General features: G+C 65.2%; 14 protein-coding genes. 8 read left to right on the top strand and 6 right to left on the bottom strand.

Annotated features, from left to right (window positions below; all coding sequences use genetic code 11):
- Positions 1-5 precede the first annotated feature (5 nt).
- Positions 6-785 (bottom strand): SDR family NAD(P)-dependent oxidoreductase, encoded by a 780-nt coding sequence (locus tag D620_RS0105850; RefSeq protein ID WP_017664862.1) that lies wholly within the window; start codon positions 783-785, stop codon positions 6-8.
- Between the two features lie 400 nt (positions 786-1,185).
- On the opposite strand from D620_RS0105850, the gene D620_RS0105845 reads away from it, so the two are divergent.
- From D620_RS0105845 to D620_RS15965, 3 genes are all read left to right on the top strand, one after another.
- A complete protein-coding gene (locus tag D620_RS0105845) occupies positions 1,186-3,561 on the top strand; it encodes a TonB-dependent receptor (RefSeq protein ID WP_017664861.1) in 2,376 nt (791 codons plus the stop codon).
- 145 nt (positions 3,562-3,706) lie between these two features.
- The gene (locus D620_RS14770) at positions 3,707-4,936 is read left to right on the top strand and encodes an aromatic ring-hydroxylating oxygenase subunit alpha (protein ID WP_017664860.1); all 1,230 of its coding nucleotides are present in this window, start codon (positions 3,707-3,709) and stop codon (positions 4,934-4,936) included.
- Between the two features lie 380 nt (positions 4,937-5,316).
- The gene (locus tag D620_RS15965) at positions 5,317-6,180 is read left to right on the top strand and encodes an alpha/beta hydrolase (protein ID WP_196795261.1); all 864 of its coding nucleotides are present in this window, start codon (positions 5,317-5,319) and stop codon (positions 6,178-6,180) included.
- A 175-nt stretch (positions 6,181-6,355) separates the two neighbouring features.
- On the opposite strand, the gene D620_RS14765 is transcribed toward D620_RS15965, so the two are convergent.
- Positions 6,356-6,820 carry a nuclear transport factor 2 family protein gene (locus tag D620_RS14765; RefSeq protein ID WP_017664859.1) on the bottom strand — a complete coding sequence of 155 codons (465 nt, stop codon included), beginning with the start codon at positions 6,818-6,820 and terminating at the stop codon, positions 6,356-6,358.
- Positions 6,821-6,824: 4 nt separating this feature from the next.
- Entirely contained in the window at positions 6,825-7,772 is a 948-nt protein-coding gene (locus tag D620_RS0105830; RefSeq protein WP_017664858.1) for an SDR family oxidoreductase, read from the bottom strand.
- Between the two features lie 148 nt (positions 7,773-7,920).
- Here D620_RS0105830 and D620_RS0105825 point away from each other — a divergent pair, with 148 nt between their 5' ends.
- Both D620_RS0105825 and D620_RS0105820 read left to right on the top strand, forming a co-directional pair.
- Positions 7,921-8,934: an NADP-dependent oxidoreductase gene (locus D620_RS0105825; protein ID WP_017664857.1), complete on the top strand. Its 1,014-nt coding sequence runs from the start codon at positions 7,921-7,923 to the stop codon at positions 8,932-8,934.
- A complete protein-coding gene (locus D620_RS0105820) occupies positions 8,931-9,470 on the top strand; it encodes a nuclear transport factor 2 family protein (RefSeq protein ID WP_017664856.1) in 540 nt (179 codons plus the stop codon). The genes D620_RS0105825 and D620_RS0105820 overlap by 4 nt, the downstream gene beginning before the upstream one ends.
- Before the next feature lie 209 nt (positions 9,471-9,679).
- Here D620_RS0105820 and D620_RS14760 read toward each other — a convergent pair whose 3' ends face one another.
- Positions 9,680-10,099 carry a PaaI family thioesterase gene (locus D620_RS14760; protein ID WP_081596539.1) on the bottom strand — a complete coding sequence of 140 codons (420 nt, stop codon included), beginning with the start codon at positions 10,097-10,099 and terminating at the stop codon, positions 9,680-9,682.
- A gap of 88 nt (positions 10,100-10,187) precedes the next feature.
- Here D620_RS14760 and D620_RS0105810 point away from each other — a divergent pair, with 88 nt between their 5' ends.
- Both D620_RS0105810 and D620_RS0105805 read left to right on the top strand, forming a co-directional pair.
- A complete protein-coding gene (locus tag D620_RS0105810; RefSeq protein WP_017664854.1) occupies positions 10,188-11,780 on the top strand; it encodes a fatty acid--CoA ligase in 1,593 nt (530 codons plus the stop codon).
- Position 11,781: 1 nt separating this feature from the next.
- The gene (locus tag D620_RS0105805) at positions 11,782-12,300 is read left to right on the top strand and encodes a VOC family protein (protein ID WP_017664853.1); all 519 of its coding nucleotides are present in this window, start codon (positions 11,782-11,784) and stop codon (positions 12,298-12,300) included.
- Between the two features lie 210 nt (positions 12,301-12,510).
- Here the strand turns inward: D620_RS0105805 and D620_RS0105800 are convergent, their stop codons facing one another.
- Complete coding sequence (locus D620_RS0105800) at positions 12,511-12,876, bottom strand: hypothetical protein (protein WP_017664852.1); 366 nt, start codon at positions 12,874-12,876, stop codon at positions 12,511-12,513.
- The gene (locus D620_RS0105795; protein ID WP_017664851.1) at positions 12,873-13,406 is read right to left on the bottom strand and encodes a carboxymuconolactone decarboxylase family protein; all 534 of its coding nucleotides are present in this window, start codon (positions 13,404-13,406) and stop codon (positions 12,873-12,875) included. The genes D620_RS0105800 and D620_RS0105795 overlap by 4 nt, the downstream gene beginning before the upstream one ends.
- 120 nt (positions 13,407-13,526) lie before the next feature.
- On the opposite strand from D620_RS0105795, the gene D620_RS0105790 reads away from it, so the two are divergent.
- On the top strand, positions 13,527-13,877 hold the full coding sequence (locus D620_RS0105790) for a nuclear transport factor 2 family protein (protein ID WP_017664850.1): 351 nt from the start codon (positions 13,527-13,529) through the stop codon (positions 13,875-13,877).
- Positions 13,878-13,892 lie beyond the last annotated feature (15 nt).

Genomic DNA, 13,892 nt, shown 5'->3' with positions numbered 1-13,892 from the left:
GGCCCCTAGTGATGCGGACGAGCCCACAGGCCGTTGTCGACCGGGATGGTCAACCCGTTGAGAAACCGCGCCTCGTCCGAAGCGAGGAACAGCACGCAGCCCGCTACGTCCCGGGGGTGCCCGAGCGCGTCCATCGGCAGCGGGCCTTCGGGAATCTCCATCGGCGTCTGTCCGCCGCGGCCCGAAATGCCCATCACCATCGGCGTCTCGATCCCCCCGGGCGCGAGCGCGTTGACGCGGATGCCGTAGCCCCGGTCCTGGAAGTCGATCGCAAGGCTGCGCGTCATCCCCGCGATCCCCGCCTTGCACGCGGCATAGGCGGGAATGTTGCCATAGCCCATCAGCGCCGCGGTCGAGGCCATGTTGATGATCGACGATCCGCCCCCGCCGTGGGTCTCGTGGCGGTTCTTCATCAGCGGAACGCCGTATTTGCACCCGAGGAAGGTGCCGACCACGTGAATATCGAGATGCAGGCGGAAATGCGCGAGGCTGCAATCCTCGATGCTCTCGAAAATCACGTTGCCGGCATTGTTGACGAGAATGTCGAGCCCGCCGTGACGTTCGTGGACCGCGCGCATCACCTCGATCCACTGCTCTTCGCTGGTCACGTCCAGCGCGATGGCATCGCCACCGATGGAATCTGCAACCTGATGGGCGAGCTCGGCATCGCGGTCGGTGACGATCACTTTCGCGCCCTCGCGCGCCAGCACCTCGCAATCGGCCTTGCCCAGACCCATCGCCCCGCCTGTCACGAGCGCCACCTTGCCCGCTACCCGTCCCGCCATCTGCCTTCTCCCAAAAGCGTTTTTTGTCTGCGGCCAGCCTATCGGGCGCAGGGCCACCCGCCACTGTCGAAAGCGCGAGGGCATGGCGGGGCGAACGCGGCAGGGCTGAATGACGTTACGGAATCAAGCTTTCACACAGGCGTGTGACGTTTTTGTCGCAGTTTGGACGGGTCACTATCGCTTTTGCTGATGGCGCCAAAGCGGGGGCACCATACACCTGCCATCCATACCGAAAGGCATGAGGAGACATGCCTGGGGGTTGGGGAAAACCAGGGTGCGCGGGGAAGCCGCGGCCCGATGGGGAGAGAGGATCATGAACACTTTTCGTGCCCGAATTGCATCAGGCGCCAGCCTGCGCCGTGCGCTTCTGTGCGGAGCGGCGTTGAGCGGGTTTGCCGCCATGCCCACTACCGCCTACGCCCAGGACGCGGCCGATGGCGCCGAGGATGCCGATGACGTTCCCGTGATCGTCGTCCAGGCCCGCCGCCAGAACGAAACGCTCCAGGAAGTTCCCGTCACCGTCACCGCGATCGGCGGCGACACGCTCGAGCGCTATTCGATCGACCAAGTCGCCGACTTCACCAGCCGCGTGCCGACCCTCAACGTCCAGGTCGGCGGTTCGGGCTCGGGCGGCCAGCTGTCCTTGCGCGGCGTCGGCTCGTCGAACATTTCCGCCGCCTTCGATTCGGCGGTCGCCTTCGATTACGATGGCGTCGTCGTCTCGACCATGCGCATGGTGCAGGCCGGCTTCTTCGACGTCGAGCAGGTCGATGTGCTGCGCGGGCCGCAGTCGCTGTTCTTCGGCAAGTCGGCAACCGCCGGCGTGCTCTCGCTGCGTTCGGCCAACCCGACCTCGACCTGGGAATACGGCGTGCGCGGCAGTTACGAGTTCGAGGAGAAGGGCTACCTTGTCTCGGGCTATGTTTCGGGCCCGATCACCGACACGCTGGGCATCCGCATCGCCGGCCAGTTCAACGACATCGACGAATTCCAGCTGCTCCAGGCGGGCACCCCGGCGGTCAACCAGAAGCGCGGGCTGACCGACTTCATCGGCCGCGTGACGCTTGACTGGAACCCGTCCGACGCGTTCCGCGCCAACCTCAAGGTGCAATACACCAAGAACGAGAATGACGGCGCGATCGGCACCGCGGAAATCTTCTGCGGCGCCAATGGCACCGCCGACCCGGTGGTGCTGCTGGGCGGTGCGGTCACCATTCCGGCCGGCTACAACTGCAACACCACCGACCAGCGCTATTACCTGAGCGATGGGGCCGCGGCACTTTCGGCAGGCGTCCCAACTCCCTCGAAGGCCGCGGGCCGGGGCGGGGTGCCTTTCGGCGAGACCGACATCTGGTTCGGCCGCCTGCAATTCGATCTTGACCTGTCCGAGACGCTGACCCTGACTTCGGTCACCGGCCTGCTCAACATGGATGCGGTCGATTTCGACTGCTATTCCTACGGCGGCTTCTTCCCCGGACCGGGCGGCACCCGCCTGCCGGGCGCGGCCGGCTGTTCGGATCCGCGCAACGCGCTGGAGCAGTACAGCCAGGAACTGCGCCTTGCCTCGGACTTCGACGGGCCGATCAACTTCATGCTCGGCGCGTTCTATGAAGACCGCACCTTCATCTTCGATACCGCCCAGCAGGGGGTGAACATCTCGTTCCTCGGGGCGGACCCGATCACCGGGTTCACCTATGACTGGGACAAGACCCACACCACCAAGACCGAAGCGCTGTCGTTCTTCGGCAGCCTGAGCTGGGACATCACCGAACAGCTCGAACTGTCGGGCGGTGTGCGCTGGACCGACGAATCCAAGATCCAGACCATCTCGGTGCCCTATGTGCACCTGTTCCTGCAGGGGCCGAACTTCGTGCGGCCGGGCTTCTTCTCGGGCCCGATCGCCTTCAAGGACGACAACGTCTCGCCCGAAGTCACGCTGCGCTACAAGGCGAGCGATGACATCAACATCTTCGCCTCGTTCAAGACCGGCTTCAAGTCGGGCGGTGTCGACAACTCGGCGCTGCCGTCGAACAGCCTCAGCCAGGCGGCGACCTCGGGCGATTTCAGCGCGCTGATCTTCCAGTCGGAAAAGGCCAAGGGCGGCGAAGTCGGCATCAAGTCGCAGTGGGCCGACCGCGACGTGACCTTGAACCTCACCGGCTATTACTACGTGTTCGAGGATCTGCAGGTGCAGAACTTCAACGCGGTGACCATCCAGTTCGTCACCAGCAACGCGGGCGAACTGACCACCAAGGGCGTCGACCTCGAAGCCGGCTGGCGCACCCCGATCGAGGGGCTGAACCTGTCGGCCAACCTCAGCTACCTCGATGCGAAATACACCGCCCAGTTCCTCCAGCCGGGCGGCCAGGGCGGGTTCGTCGACCTCAATGGCCGGCGCGGCAGCCAGGCGCCCGAGTGGGCGGGCAACATCGCCGCCGACTGGACGGTGCCGCTCAGCGACAGCCTCGAGCTGTTCCTGTCGGGCAACGCGGCCTACAATGATGGTTACATCACCGACGAAACCTCGCTCAACGACTACGTCCAGCCGAGCTTCTGGCTGCTGGATACGAGCGTCTCGATCGGCCATCCCGACGGCAACTGGAAGCTTGCGCTGGTGGCACAGAACCTCACCGACAAGGTCTTCGTCATCACCAGCGGCGGGCGTCCGTTCCTGCCCGGCGGGCTCGACGCCCAGGGCCGTCCGCGGGGCGACGATCTGGTGCTGACCCAGAACCGCGGCCGCCAGATCTTCGCGGAAGTCAGCTTCAAGTTCTGATCCGCAAGAAAAGCAGGGGGACGGGGGGCGGGCCAGCGATGGCCCGCCCCCTTCGCTTTTGGCCTACTGACCAAAAGTGAGGATTGCCGCAAGCGGCGCCAGGGCGGATGGTCGCAGGCAAAAGGACCACCCGGGAGGAACGGCAATGTCACGCGAAACGCTGGTCGAAATGACCCGCAATCTGGTCGCCCACGGCGCGGCCGACACGATGGAATATGCCGATGATGTCGTGCGCATTCCGGCCAGCGCCTACACCGATCAGGCGGTGTTCGAGACCGAGAAGCAGCAGATCTTCCGCCGCCTGCCGCTGATGGTCGCGCCCTCGTGCGAATTGCCCAACCCGGGCGATTTCAAGGCGATGGACATCTGCGGCGTGCCGCTGCTCCTCAGCCGCCAGAAGGATGGCAGCATGGGCGCCTTCCTCAACATGTGCACCCACCGCGGCAATCCGCTCGCGGCAGGCTGCGGCAATGCCAGCCGCTTCACCTGCGGCTATCACGGCTGGACCTTCAAGGCCGACGGCGACCTGATCGGCGTCGCTTCCCCGCAGGACTTCGGCAAGATCGACAAGAGCCAGCACTGCCTCACCAAGTTCCCGGTCTACGAGAACGCGGGTCTCATCTGGGTGACGCTCGATCCGCTCTCCAAGCTCTCGATCGCCGATTACCTGTGCGGCTATGACGAGCTGCTCAAGGCCTTCGAGTTCGAAGGCTGGACGCTGTTCTCCCAGCGCACGCTTTCGGGTCCGAACTGGAAGACGGCCTATGACGGCTACCTCGATTTCTACCACCTGCCCGTGCTCCACAAGGACACCTTCGGGGCGGACTTCTACAACCGCGCCAATTACTTCGCCTTCGGCCCGCACCAGCGCCTCTCGACCCCGTCGAAATTCGCGATCAAGGTGCAGGGCGACGATGACCAGCAGATGGATCTCGAAGCGATGGCCGACGATGACCTGCCGCAGGAGGTGCTGGTGCAGGGCGTGTGGACGATCTTCCCGCACATCTCGATCGCCAGCTTCTACGGCGGCGGCCAGCGCGGGGCGATGATCAGCCAGCTGTTCCCGGGCGAGACAGTGGGGACAAGCTACACCACCCAGTTCTACGTCATGGAAAACCAGCCCGAGACCCCCGAACAGGTCCAGGCCGCGCACGACCAGTTCAACTTCCTCGAAATCGTGGTGCGCGACGAGGACTATGCGACCGGCAAGCGCCAGCAGCAGGCCTTGGCATCAGGCCTGATGAAAGAGGTGCTGTTCGGCAAGAACGAGAAGGGCGGACAGGTCTTCCACCAATGGGTGGAGCGTCTGGTCAACGCCAGCGACGATGATCTGGTGGCGATCTTCGCGCAGGAGCAGCGGCAGGCGGCGGAGTAGTGGATCGGACGCCGCCCTCGGAACGGCTGCTTTCGGGGTTGCTCGGGCCTGTGCTCAACGTCCAGGATTGGGTGGCTTCCTGCGCCCCGAAAGATCGAGGGCATATGAGATCTGGTGGCTATCCCGATAGACAGGTTTTTCACCGACGCGACGTTTCTAGAGAGAATTGCTTGTGCATTGAGCGCCCGCTTTGCGCGCCAGCTCCCGTGCAGGATAGTTCCAGACTCGCAAGCATGTGTCGGCTGGGCTGTATAGACCGGATGCTACCGGCCTCGGATGGATGATGCTGTTGTAGTTCAAGTGACTTAAGGTCGTAAGGTAACCCCCAAGATCGCGTCTTCAGAATGCACCGCGCAAAAATCTTTCTTGCAGCATGTACGATGGCGTTGTTCGCAATCTTCGCCTTTGCGGTGATATCGTTTTCAACGGACCAAACATCCCCGGCTGAAGATCATTCTGCGGCCCGGAAGACTGGCGTTCAGGTCGTTGAAACATGGGTCGAGGATTGGGATCCAGTGAAGCGCTGCTGGATCAGAGTTGACCAGCCATCTGCTGCATGTTCTTCCGAAGTCCATCGCCAAACGGCAGACGAGACGGCCGCCCCGCCCGCGCGGTTTGGGCCATTTGTTGTCTTGAACAGCAGAGTTGCAGGACTGGTCGGAGCGACGGACTCGGAGAGCCTGAAGCATTTCGGGCGGATGATGACCTCATACCCTGACATCGATCAGCTGGACTTCATTGATGCGCCAGGAACAATCAACGATATCAGCAACCTCAAGCTCGGTCGCTTGATCCGCGCGAGCGGGTTGTCGACCCATGTCCCTAACAATGGCTCGGCGCGTTCCGGCGCTGTCGATCTCTTTATCGCGGGCGTGCGCCGCACGATGGACAAGGGCGCGCGTTTTGCAGTTCATTGCTGGTCCGATTATTATGGAAAGGGCCCTTACGATTATAAAAAACATGACCCGGTGAACGAAATGTATCTGAATTACTATATGGAAATGGGAATGAGCCACGATAAGGCACATCAATTTTATGATATGACCAACTCTGTTCCCCACTCCAGTGCATTGTGGTTCGGACCTGAAGAGATGCAGAAGTGGATCGGCACTTCAACCACAATCAATCCTGCGGAAGAAACGCAGCGCCATCGCGCAGGAGACAGGGGACGTCGAGAGCCTGGACAAAGATCGATCCCATGCCCCGCTTCCGCCGCGGACGTCCTCATGGGAAAGAGCGGGTAGCGAGTGTCCGCTGCGGGGGCGCTTCCTGAACGTCCGCTTTTGGCCGAAACGAGGCCGAGGCCGCCATCCCCCCGATTGTCGGCTTTTCTTTGTCTCCACCCGAACGGCAAGGAGCCAAGCCCCGGGCCATGTACGGGGCGACGATGGGTGGGGGTGAAAAAATCAATCTGCCGAGCTAGAACGCAAACGGCCGCACCGGCACGCTCGGCCCCTTGGCTGTCGGGTTGTCGTTGAGCGCCAGCTCGACCAGCGCGGTGTCAAAGAACTCGTGCAGCTCGACGATCAGACCGTCCGCGATCGTCAGGATCTGGCAGTAGGTCTGGAGATATTCGTGGCCGTTGGTGGCCATGCCGCCCCCGCGCATCAACCCCACCACGCGATCATCGTCGGCGCACATGATCCGCCACTGGCGCGAAAAGCGGATGGTTTCGGCCACCAGCTTTCCGATCACGCCCTCGGCCACGACCGGCCCGAAGCATTCGGCCTTGCCGACCCAGCGACCGGAGACCGGCGTGGTGCCGAGAAGGTTGAACACCACGTCGTCCGAATGCAGGGCGGCGAGCGCATCGAAATCGCCCGCCGCCAGTGCCTCGTAATAGCGGGTGGAGAGCGCGATATTGGCCGCGCGCCGTTCGCTCATGGTCTTACCCGAACGCCGGGCGATAATTGCTCTCGCCCCAGTCCTGCCGCTTGGTCCATTCGCCCATCGGCTCGAGCTTGCCCTCCAGTTCCGGGAAGCGTTCGTAGACGTGGTCCATGTCGACCGCGAAGGGCCGCGTCGGCGCGTTGTTGTTGTATTCGTAGAAGTCCTCGATCCCCTTGGCGAAGTCGGCGCGCATTTCTGCGGGCATCCCGTCACCGGCGGCTTCCACGAGGTAGCGGCCGAACTCGGCGGGCGAGCAGGGATCGTACTTGATTGCCTTGCCGAGCGCCTCGGAGAGGCACTGGGTCACCTGCTTGCCGACCAGCCGCTCGGGGCCACCGATGTTGAGCCAGGCGCCCTCCATGTCGGGCCGCTCGAGGCTGGCGAGCATGAAGCGCGCAACGTCGTCGAGGCTGATCCAGTTGGCTTCGAGGTTCGGGTTGTGCGGGTACACATAGCGCCCCTCATTGACGATGAAGGGCCGCGCCCAGTTGGTCAGGAGGTTGTCCATGAACAGGACGCTCCCGAACACCGTCCCCGGCGCGCCAGAACGCCACAGGGCGTTGATCCCGGCGGTGTTGCCGGCATAGGTGAAGGCATCGCCGGGCTTGTCGGGGATCCAGCTCGAGGTGTTCCAAACCACCCGCTTGACCCCGAGGTGGGCTGCGACCTTGCCGACTTCGCCGACCAGATAGGCGCGGTCGGCGCGGGCTTGCAGCGGGTGGGTGTAGAAGATGTAGTCGCTGCCCTCGAGCGCCTCGGCGAAGGTCGCGGTGTCGTAGAGGTCCATCGGCCGGATCTCGACCCGCTCCACCCCCTCGACCGGCGCGCCCTCCAGCGCATCGGGCCGGCGCGAGATCGCGCGCACGTCATAGCCTGCCGCCAGCGCCTGGCGCACCTGCGCAAGGCCCTGCCGCCCGCTCGCGCCGATCACCGTGATGAGTGCCATAGTTCCTCTCTCCCTCGTGTTCTTGTGGAGGCAAGACTAGGAAGCCCCCCGCCCCCTCGCACCGCGCCAAAGTGATAGCCGCGCCTGTTCCTGGCCCTAGCGAAAAGGCGGGGTTGCCGTAGCGGCGCGGCAGTCTGACAAGCCGCGCATGGACAACCGCATCTGGCGCATCGCGCGCCGCCCCGAGGGCACCGATTTCGCCGCCGCGCTGGAACTGGTGGAGGAGGATTTCGCCCCCCTCGCCGACGGCCAGATCCGCATCCGCAACACCCACCTGTCGATGGACGCGGGCACCCGCATGTGGCTGTCGGACCGCGAGGACGGCTACCAGCCGCCGCTCCCGGTGGGCGGCCCGATGACGGGGCTGGTGCTGGGCGAGGTGATCGAGAGCCGCGCGGAAGGCTTTGCCACCGGCGATCTGGTGCGCGCCTTCGGGCAGTGGGCGGATGTCAGCACGGTCGATGCCGTGATGTCGGGCGCGATCCTGCTCGATCCCACCGTCGCCGACCGGCGCGCGTGGTTCGGCCCGCTCGGCATGAACGGGTGGACCGCATTGTGGGGCATCGAGCGGACCGGCGCGGCCAGGCCCGGCGAGCGCGTGCTGGTCTCGGCCGCGGCCGGGGCGACCGGGATCCTCGCGGTGCAGATCGCCCGGCTGCTCGGCTGCGAGGCGTGGGGCATTGCGGGCGGGGCGGCGAAATGCGCTTACCTGACGGGAGAATTGGGGATCGCAGGGGCGGTCGATTACAAGGCGGGGGATGTCGGCGCGCGGCTCGATACGGCCAAAAGAGACGGCTCGGGCTTCGATGTCTATTTCGACAATGTCGGGGGTGCGCTGCTCGACCAGGTGCTGACCCGCATGAACCACTATGGCCGCATCGCGGTGTGCGGATTGCTCGCGGACTACACCGCCGGCACCCGCACCGCCCCCAAGGAATTCGATCAGGTGCTGATGCGGCGCCTGCGCATTGAGGGCTTCTTCTCGCCCGATTTCATGCACGAAGGCCCCGCCCTCACCCGCCGCTTGCGGGAGTGGACGGAAAGCGGCGATCTGGTGATGCCCTATGACGTGACCACCGGCCTTGAAAACACCCTGACCGCCTATGCCAAACTCTTCACCGGCGCCAATATCGGCAAGGTGATCGTGGAGCTGACCCCATGACCGGCACCCTCGAAGACCGCGAGGCGATCCGCGATATCCTCGCCGCCTATGCCCATGCCATCGACCGGCGGCGCTGGGGGATGATGGAGCGCCTGTTCCACCCCGACGCCACCTTCCGCTTCGGCACGATCGAAGGCGACTGGCGCGGGTTCGTCGAGCAGGCGCGCGCCGTCATCGACCCCTGCCTTGCGACCAAGCACCAGCTCGGCCAGACGATCTTCGGCTTCGAGAGCGATAGCCTCTGCCACACCGAAACCTACATGACCGCGATGCACACGATCCCCCCCGGCTACCCGCTGGCGGCGGTGTTTCCGGACAAGGGCGTGATCTACTCGGCGATCGTTGCGGGGCGCTATGTCGACCGGTTCGAGAAGCGCGGGCAGGAATGGCGGCTCGCCCAGCGCACGGGCCTGTATGACTGGCGCGAGTTCCGGGTGGTGGAGGGGGTGGACCTGTCGGACACGCCCGAGGGCGCGGCGGGCTATCACGACGAGCGCGATCCTTCGGCGGCGGCGGTGAAGGCGTGGCTGGGGTAGAAGAAGGGCGGTTTCTCGCAGAGACGCAGAGGAAAGTGAGACGCGGAGAAGGGGTGCCCGCGGCAAAGCAGCTTTCTTCGTCGGACCTTGCCGCTTGGAGCAGCGCCGAGGAGTGAGAAAGTGCCTTCGGCAAGGGACAACCCCTTTGCGTCGCCCCTTTCTTTCTCTGCGATCTCTGCGAGGAACCCCGCAGCGAAGCTGCGCAGCCTTCACCGCTTGAAGGAAAACACCCCGCTCATCGTCGCCACCTGTTCCTCGCCGCGCCAGATGCCGCCCGAGGTGTAGGCGGTGCGGCCGCCCAGCCGGTCGATGCTGACGCGCGCCTCCAGCCAGTCGCCGAGCTTCGCGCCCGCGAGGTAGTTGACCGTGAGTGTCACGGTCGAGGGCGCAAGGCGGGGCCGCTCCGCATCGTAGACCGCATGGCTCAAGGCCACGTCCGCGAAGGTCGATATCACCCCGCCATGCGCCGCGTCGCGGTAGTTGATGTGGTGCGGGCAGATCATGAGGCCGACAATTCTAGGGGTTCCTGGGCGCACGCCCTCGAAAGCGGCCCCGAGATAATAGGGCCCGCCGTGATCGAGAAAGCCCGCAGTGAAGCCGGCGGCTTCGAAGCCTGATGGTATCGCCATTCCGCCACCCTACCCCGCCGCGCCGTCACCAGCCCGCTATGAATTGTGCCAATGACACGCGCGCGGCCGGGGAGTATCCCTGCCCCCCATGGGAGAGAACACAGCACTGGCCGCAGATAGCTTCTGCGACGTCGTCCGCGAACACGCCCGCGCGCAGGGGCATGTCATCGCCTTTTCCTACGGCGGTGAAGAGATCAGCTTCGCCGAGATCGACGCGGGCGCCGACCGCGTGGCGAACGGGCTCCTCGCGCTCGGCATCAAGCCCGGGGACCGTGTCGCCTTCCTCGGCAAGAACCACCCGCTCTATTTCGAGGCCTTCCTCGGCGCCAACCGCATCGGCGCGGTGATGACCCCGGTGAACTGGCGCCTCGCCGCACCCGAGGTCGCCTATGTGCTCGACAATTCCTGCGCCCGCGTGGTGTTCGTGGGAGAGGGCTTTGCCGAGGTGCTCGGCCAGATCCGGGCCGGTTGCCCCCATGTCGAACAGGTGATCGGCATCGATGCGCCCGACTACCCGGGCACCGATTACCGCATCTGGCGCGACGGTTTTTCGGCGACGCCCCTCGCGCACCGCGTCCGCGCCGAAGACGACGCGCTCCAGCTCTACACCTCGGGCACCACCGGCAAGCCCAAGGGGGCGGTGATCACCCATGGCTCGATCCTCTCCAGCCGCGATGCGACCGCCAGCGGCGAGGATATGCGGGAGTGGCAGGAGCCGATCCCGGGCGATGTCACGCTGCTCGCCATGCCGTGCTTCCATATCAGCGGCACGGGCACCGGCATCGGCACGCTGGTCGCGGGCACCAACGCGATCGTCCTGCCCGAATATGACCCGACCAAGGCATTGGACCTGATCGAGAATTTCAACATCTCGAAGATCTTCCTGGTCCCCGCCGCGTTGCAAATCCTGCTCAACCACCCGCGCGTGGGCGAGGTCGATTTCAGCCGCCTCAAATACGTGACCTACGGCGCTTCCCCCATTCCGCTCGAACTGATGCGCGAGGCGATCCGGGTGATGGGCTGCGGCTTCGTGCAGATGTACGGCATGACCGAGACCAGCGGCACGATCGTCGCGCTCGATCCCGAGGACCACGTGCCCGAAGGCTCGGTGCGGATGCGCTCGGTCGGCAAGCCGCTCGCGGGGGTCGAGATCAAGGTGATCGACGAGGCCGGCCACGAGGTTCCGGCCGGCACCGTGGGCGAGATCGCCACGCGTTCCTCCAAGAACATGCGCGGCTACTGGAACAACCCCGATGCCACCGCCGCCACCATCGACCCGCAAGGCTGGCTGCGCACCGGGGACGCGGGCTATCTCGACGAAGACGGCTATCTCTACATCCACGACCGGGTGAAGGACATGATCATCTCGGGCGGCGAAAACGTCTACCCGGCCGAGGTCGAGAACGCGCTCTATTCGCACCCCAAGGTTGCCGATGTGGCGGTGATCGGCGTGCCCGATCCCAAGTGGGGCGAGGCAGTCAAGGCCTGCGTGGTGGTGAAGGCGGGCGAGACCCTGACCGAAGCGGAACTGATCCAGCATGCCCGCACGCTGATCGCGGGCTACAAGTGCCCCAAGTCGGTCGACTTCATCCCCGCCCTGCCGAGGAACCCTTCGGGCAAGATCCTGCGCCGCGAACTGCGCGCGCCCTATTGGGCGGGCAAGGACCGGGCGGTCAACTGAGGTGCTCCCCGTCCGGCAGCTGGCTTACAAGGTGAACAGTCTTGAAGCGGCGGCCGAGGCGCATCACCGGGCGTTCGGATCGGGGCCCTTCTTCGTGCTGCGCCATGTCGCGCTGGCATCCTCGCAGCACCGCGGGGTGGAGCGACCCTTCGACCATTCGAGCGCCTATGGCCAATGGGGCAGCGTGATGATCGAGCTGGTGGTGCAGCACAACGCCGACGAGAGCGCGCTGCACGAGATGTTTCCGCACGGCTCGCTGCGCGAGGGGCTGCACCATGCGGCGGTCTTCGTCGATGATCTCGCAGCAGCCATCGCGCGCTTCGAGGGCGAGGGCGCGCCGCTCGCGCAGCTATCGGTCACGCAAGGCGGCACGGCTTTCGCCTTCGTCGATACCCGGACGAGCCTCGGGCACATGCTGGAGCTGTATGAGCCGGCCGAGCAGCTGACGGGCTTCTACGACTTCGTCGCCGCCGCCGCGCAAGGTTGGGACGGGCGCGATCTGGTGCGGGAATTGGATTAGAAGAACAGGGGTTTCCCGCAGAGACCGCAGAGGAAAGAGAGGCGCAGAGATGTTGCGCTCGCGGCGAAGCGGCATTCCTCATCAAGACGTCAGGCGCGCGGCGCCGTCGCAATTCGTCAAGGAGCCTTCGGCACAGGGCGACACCTGCGCGTCTCCCTTTTCTTCTCTGCGCCTCTGCGAGAAACTCCGCAGCGCAGCTGCGCAACTCTCCTAGCCGCCCGCCAGCTCCGCCAACCCGACCTGCTCTGCCCGGCACTCCGCATCGGCGAGCGCGGCGAGCACCGAGAAGGCAACGAACCCCGCCTCGCCCAGATGCGCCACCGCCGCCGCCGCTTCGGCATCGGTGATCGCGGTATGCTCGAACGGCATCCGCCGCGCATAGGCAAGGATTGTGCGGATGCCTTGATCGAGGCCGCTTTCGTCGGGCGCGTCGCCCATGCCATGAACCGCCGCCACCGCCTGCCGCACCAGCGCCGCCAGTGCCGGATCGAGCGCGGCTTCGGTCTTGGCGCGGAAATCGGCATAGTGGCGGGCGAGCACCGGATCGGCCGCCAGCGCGGCGCAGACGGCGCTCATTCCGCCGCCTCCAGCACGGCCGGGGTGGGCAGCACGGTGCGGTCCATCGCCTCGGGCTCCAGCCCCATCGTGATCAGCGCCTTGGCGAGCGCGAGGAACAGCGTCACGCCAAGGCCAAGTTCGGCGATCTGCGCGGGCGTGAGGTGGCGTTGCAGGGCCGCCTTCGCATCGCCGGTCAGCAGTTCGGGATCGTGGATCAGCGCATCGGTGAACTTGAGCGCGGCCTTTTCGGCATCGGTCAGCCGGGCGCTGGTCTCGTAGCCATCGGTGATGTCGTCCACCACCTCTTCGCCGAGGCCCTCGGCCACCGCCTTGTCGAAGCGGACATTGCGGCAGAAGCCGCATTCGGTGACGCGCGCATTGCGCATCCGCGCGACCTCCTTGATCCGCGCCGCCAGCACGTCCGAGCCCCAGAACCGGCCATAGAGCGCAAAGAAGCTCTCCGCGATGGCCGGCTGGCGGGCGAGGACGGAGCCGAAATGTGCAGGCTCTCCGGCAATCGCGGAGGATACGCGGGGGATGGTCGACATGGTGCCTCTCCTTTGCCGCACGAAGATACCGCAGGGTGCCGTTGCGACACCCTCGCCATTTTCACAGGCGGGCGGCGAGCGGCCTCATGGCAGATTGCGGCCAGCAAGGGAGACACAGGCATGGCAGGCGAGGCACAGCGCGTGATCGAGGATTTCTGGCGCATCCAGGACAGCGGCGACTACACCAGGCTCGTCGATCTCTTCGCCGAGGACGCGTTCCTCGAAGACCCGATCTGGGGCCAGTATCGCGGGCGCGCGGCGATCATGGGGTTCATGACGACGATGGTGAAGGAGATGGGGGAGCGCAAGGTCCACTTCACCGTCGACGAGATCTGCGGCGACGATCACGCCGTGTGGGCGCGCTGGACGATGCACATGGAAGGCGCGCCGTCACGCGGGGGTGTGGGCATCTACAAGGTCGAAGGCGGCAAGCTCACCTATTACCGCGATTACATGGACCCGGCGCAGTAGGGCTACACGTCCTTC

The organism is Porphyrobacter sp. AAP82, assembly GCF_000331285.1.
Taxonomy (GTDB): domain Bacteria; phylum Pseudomonadota; class Alphaproteobacteria; order Sphingomonadales; family Sphingomonadaceae; genus Erythrobacter.
This window is presented reverse-complemented; position numbering and strand designations above follow the sequence as displayed.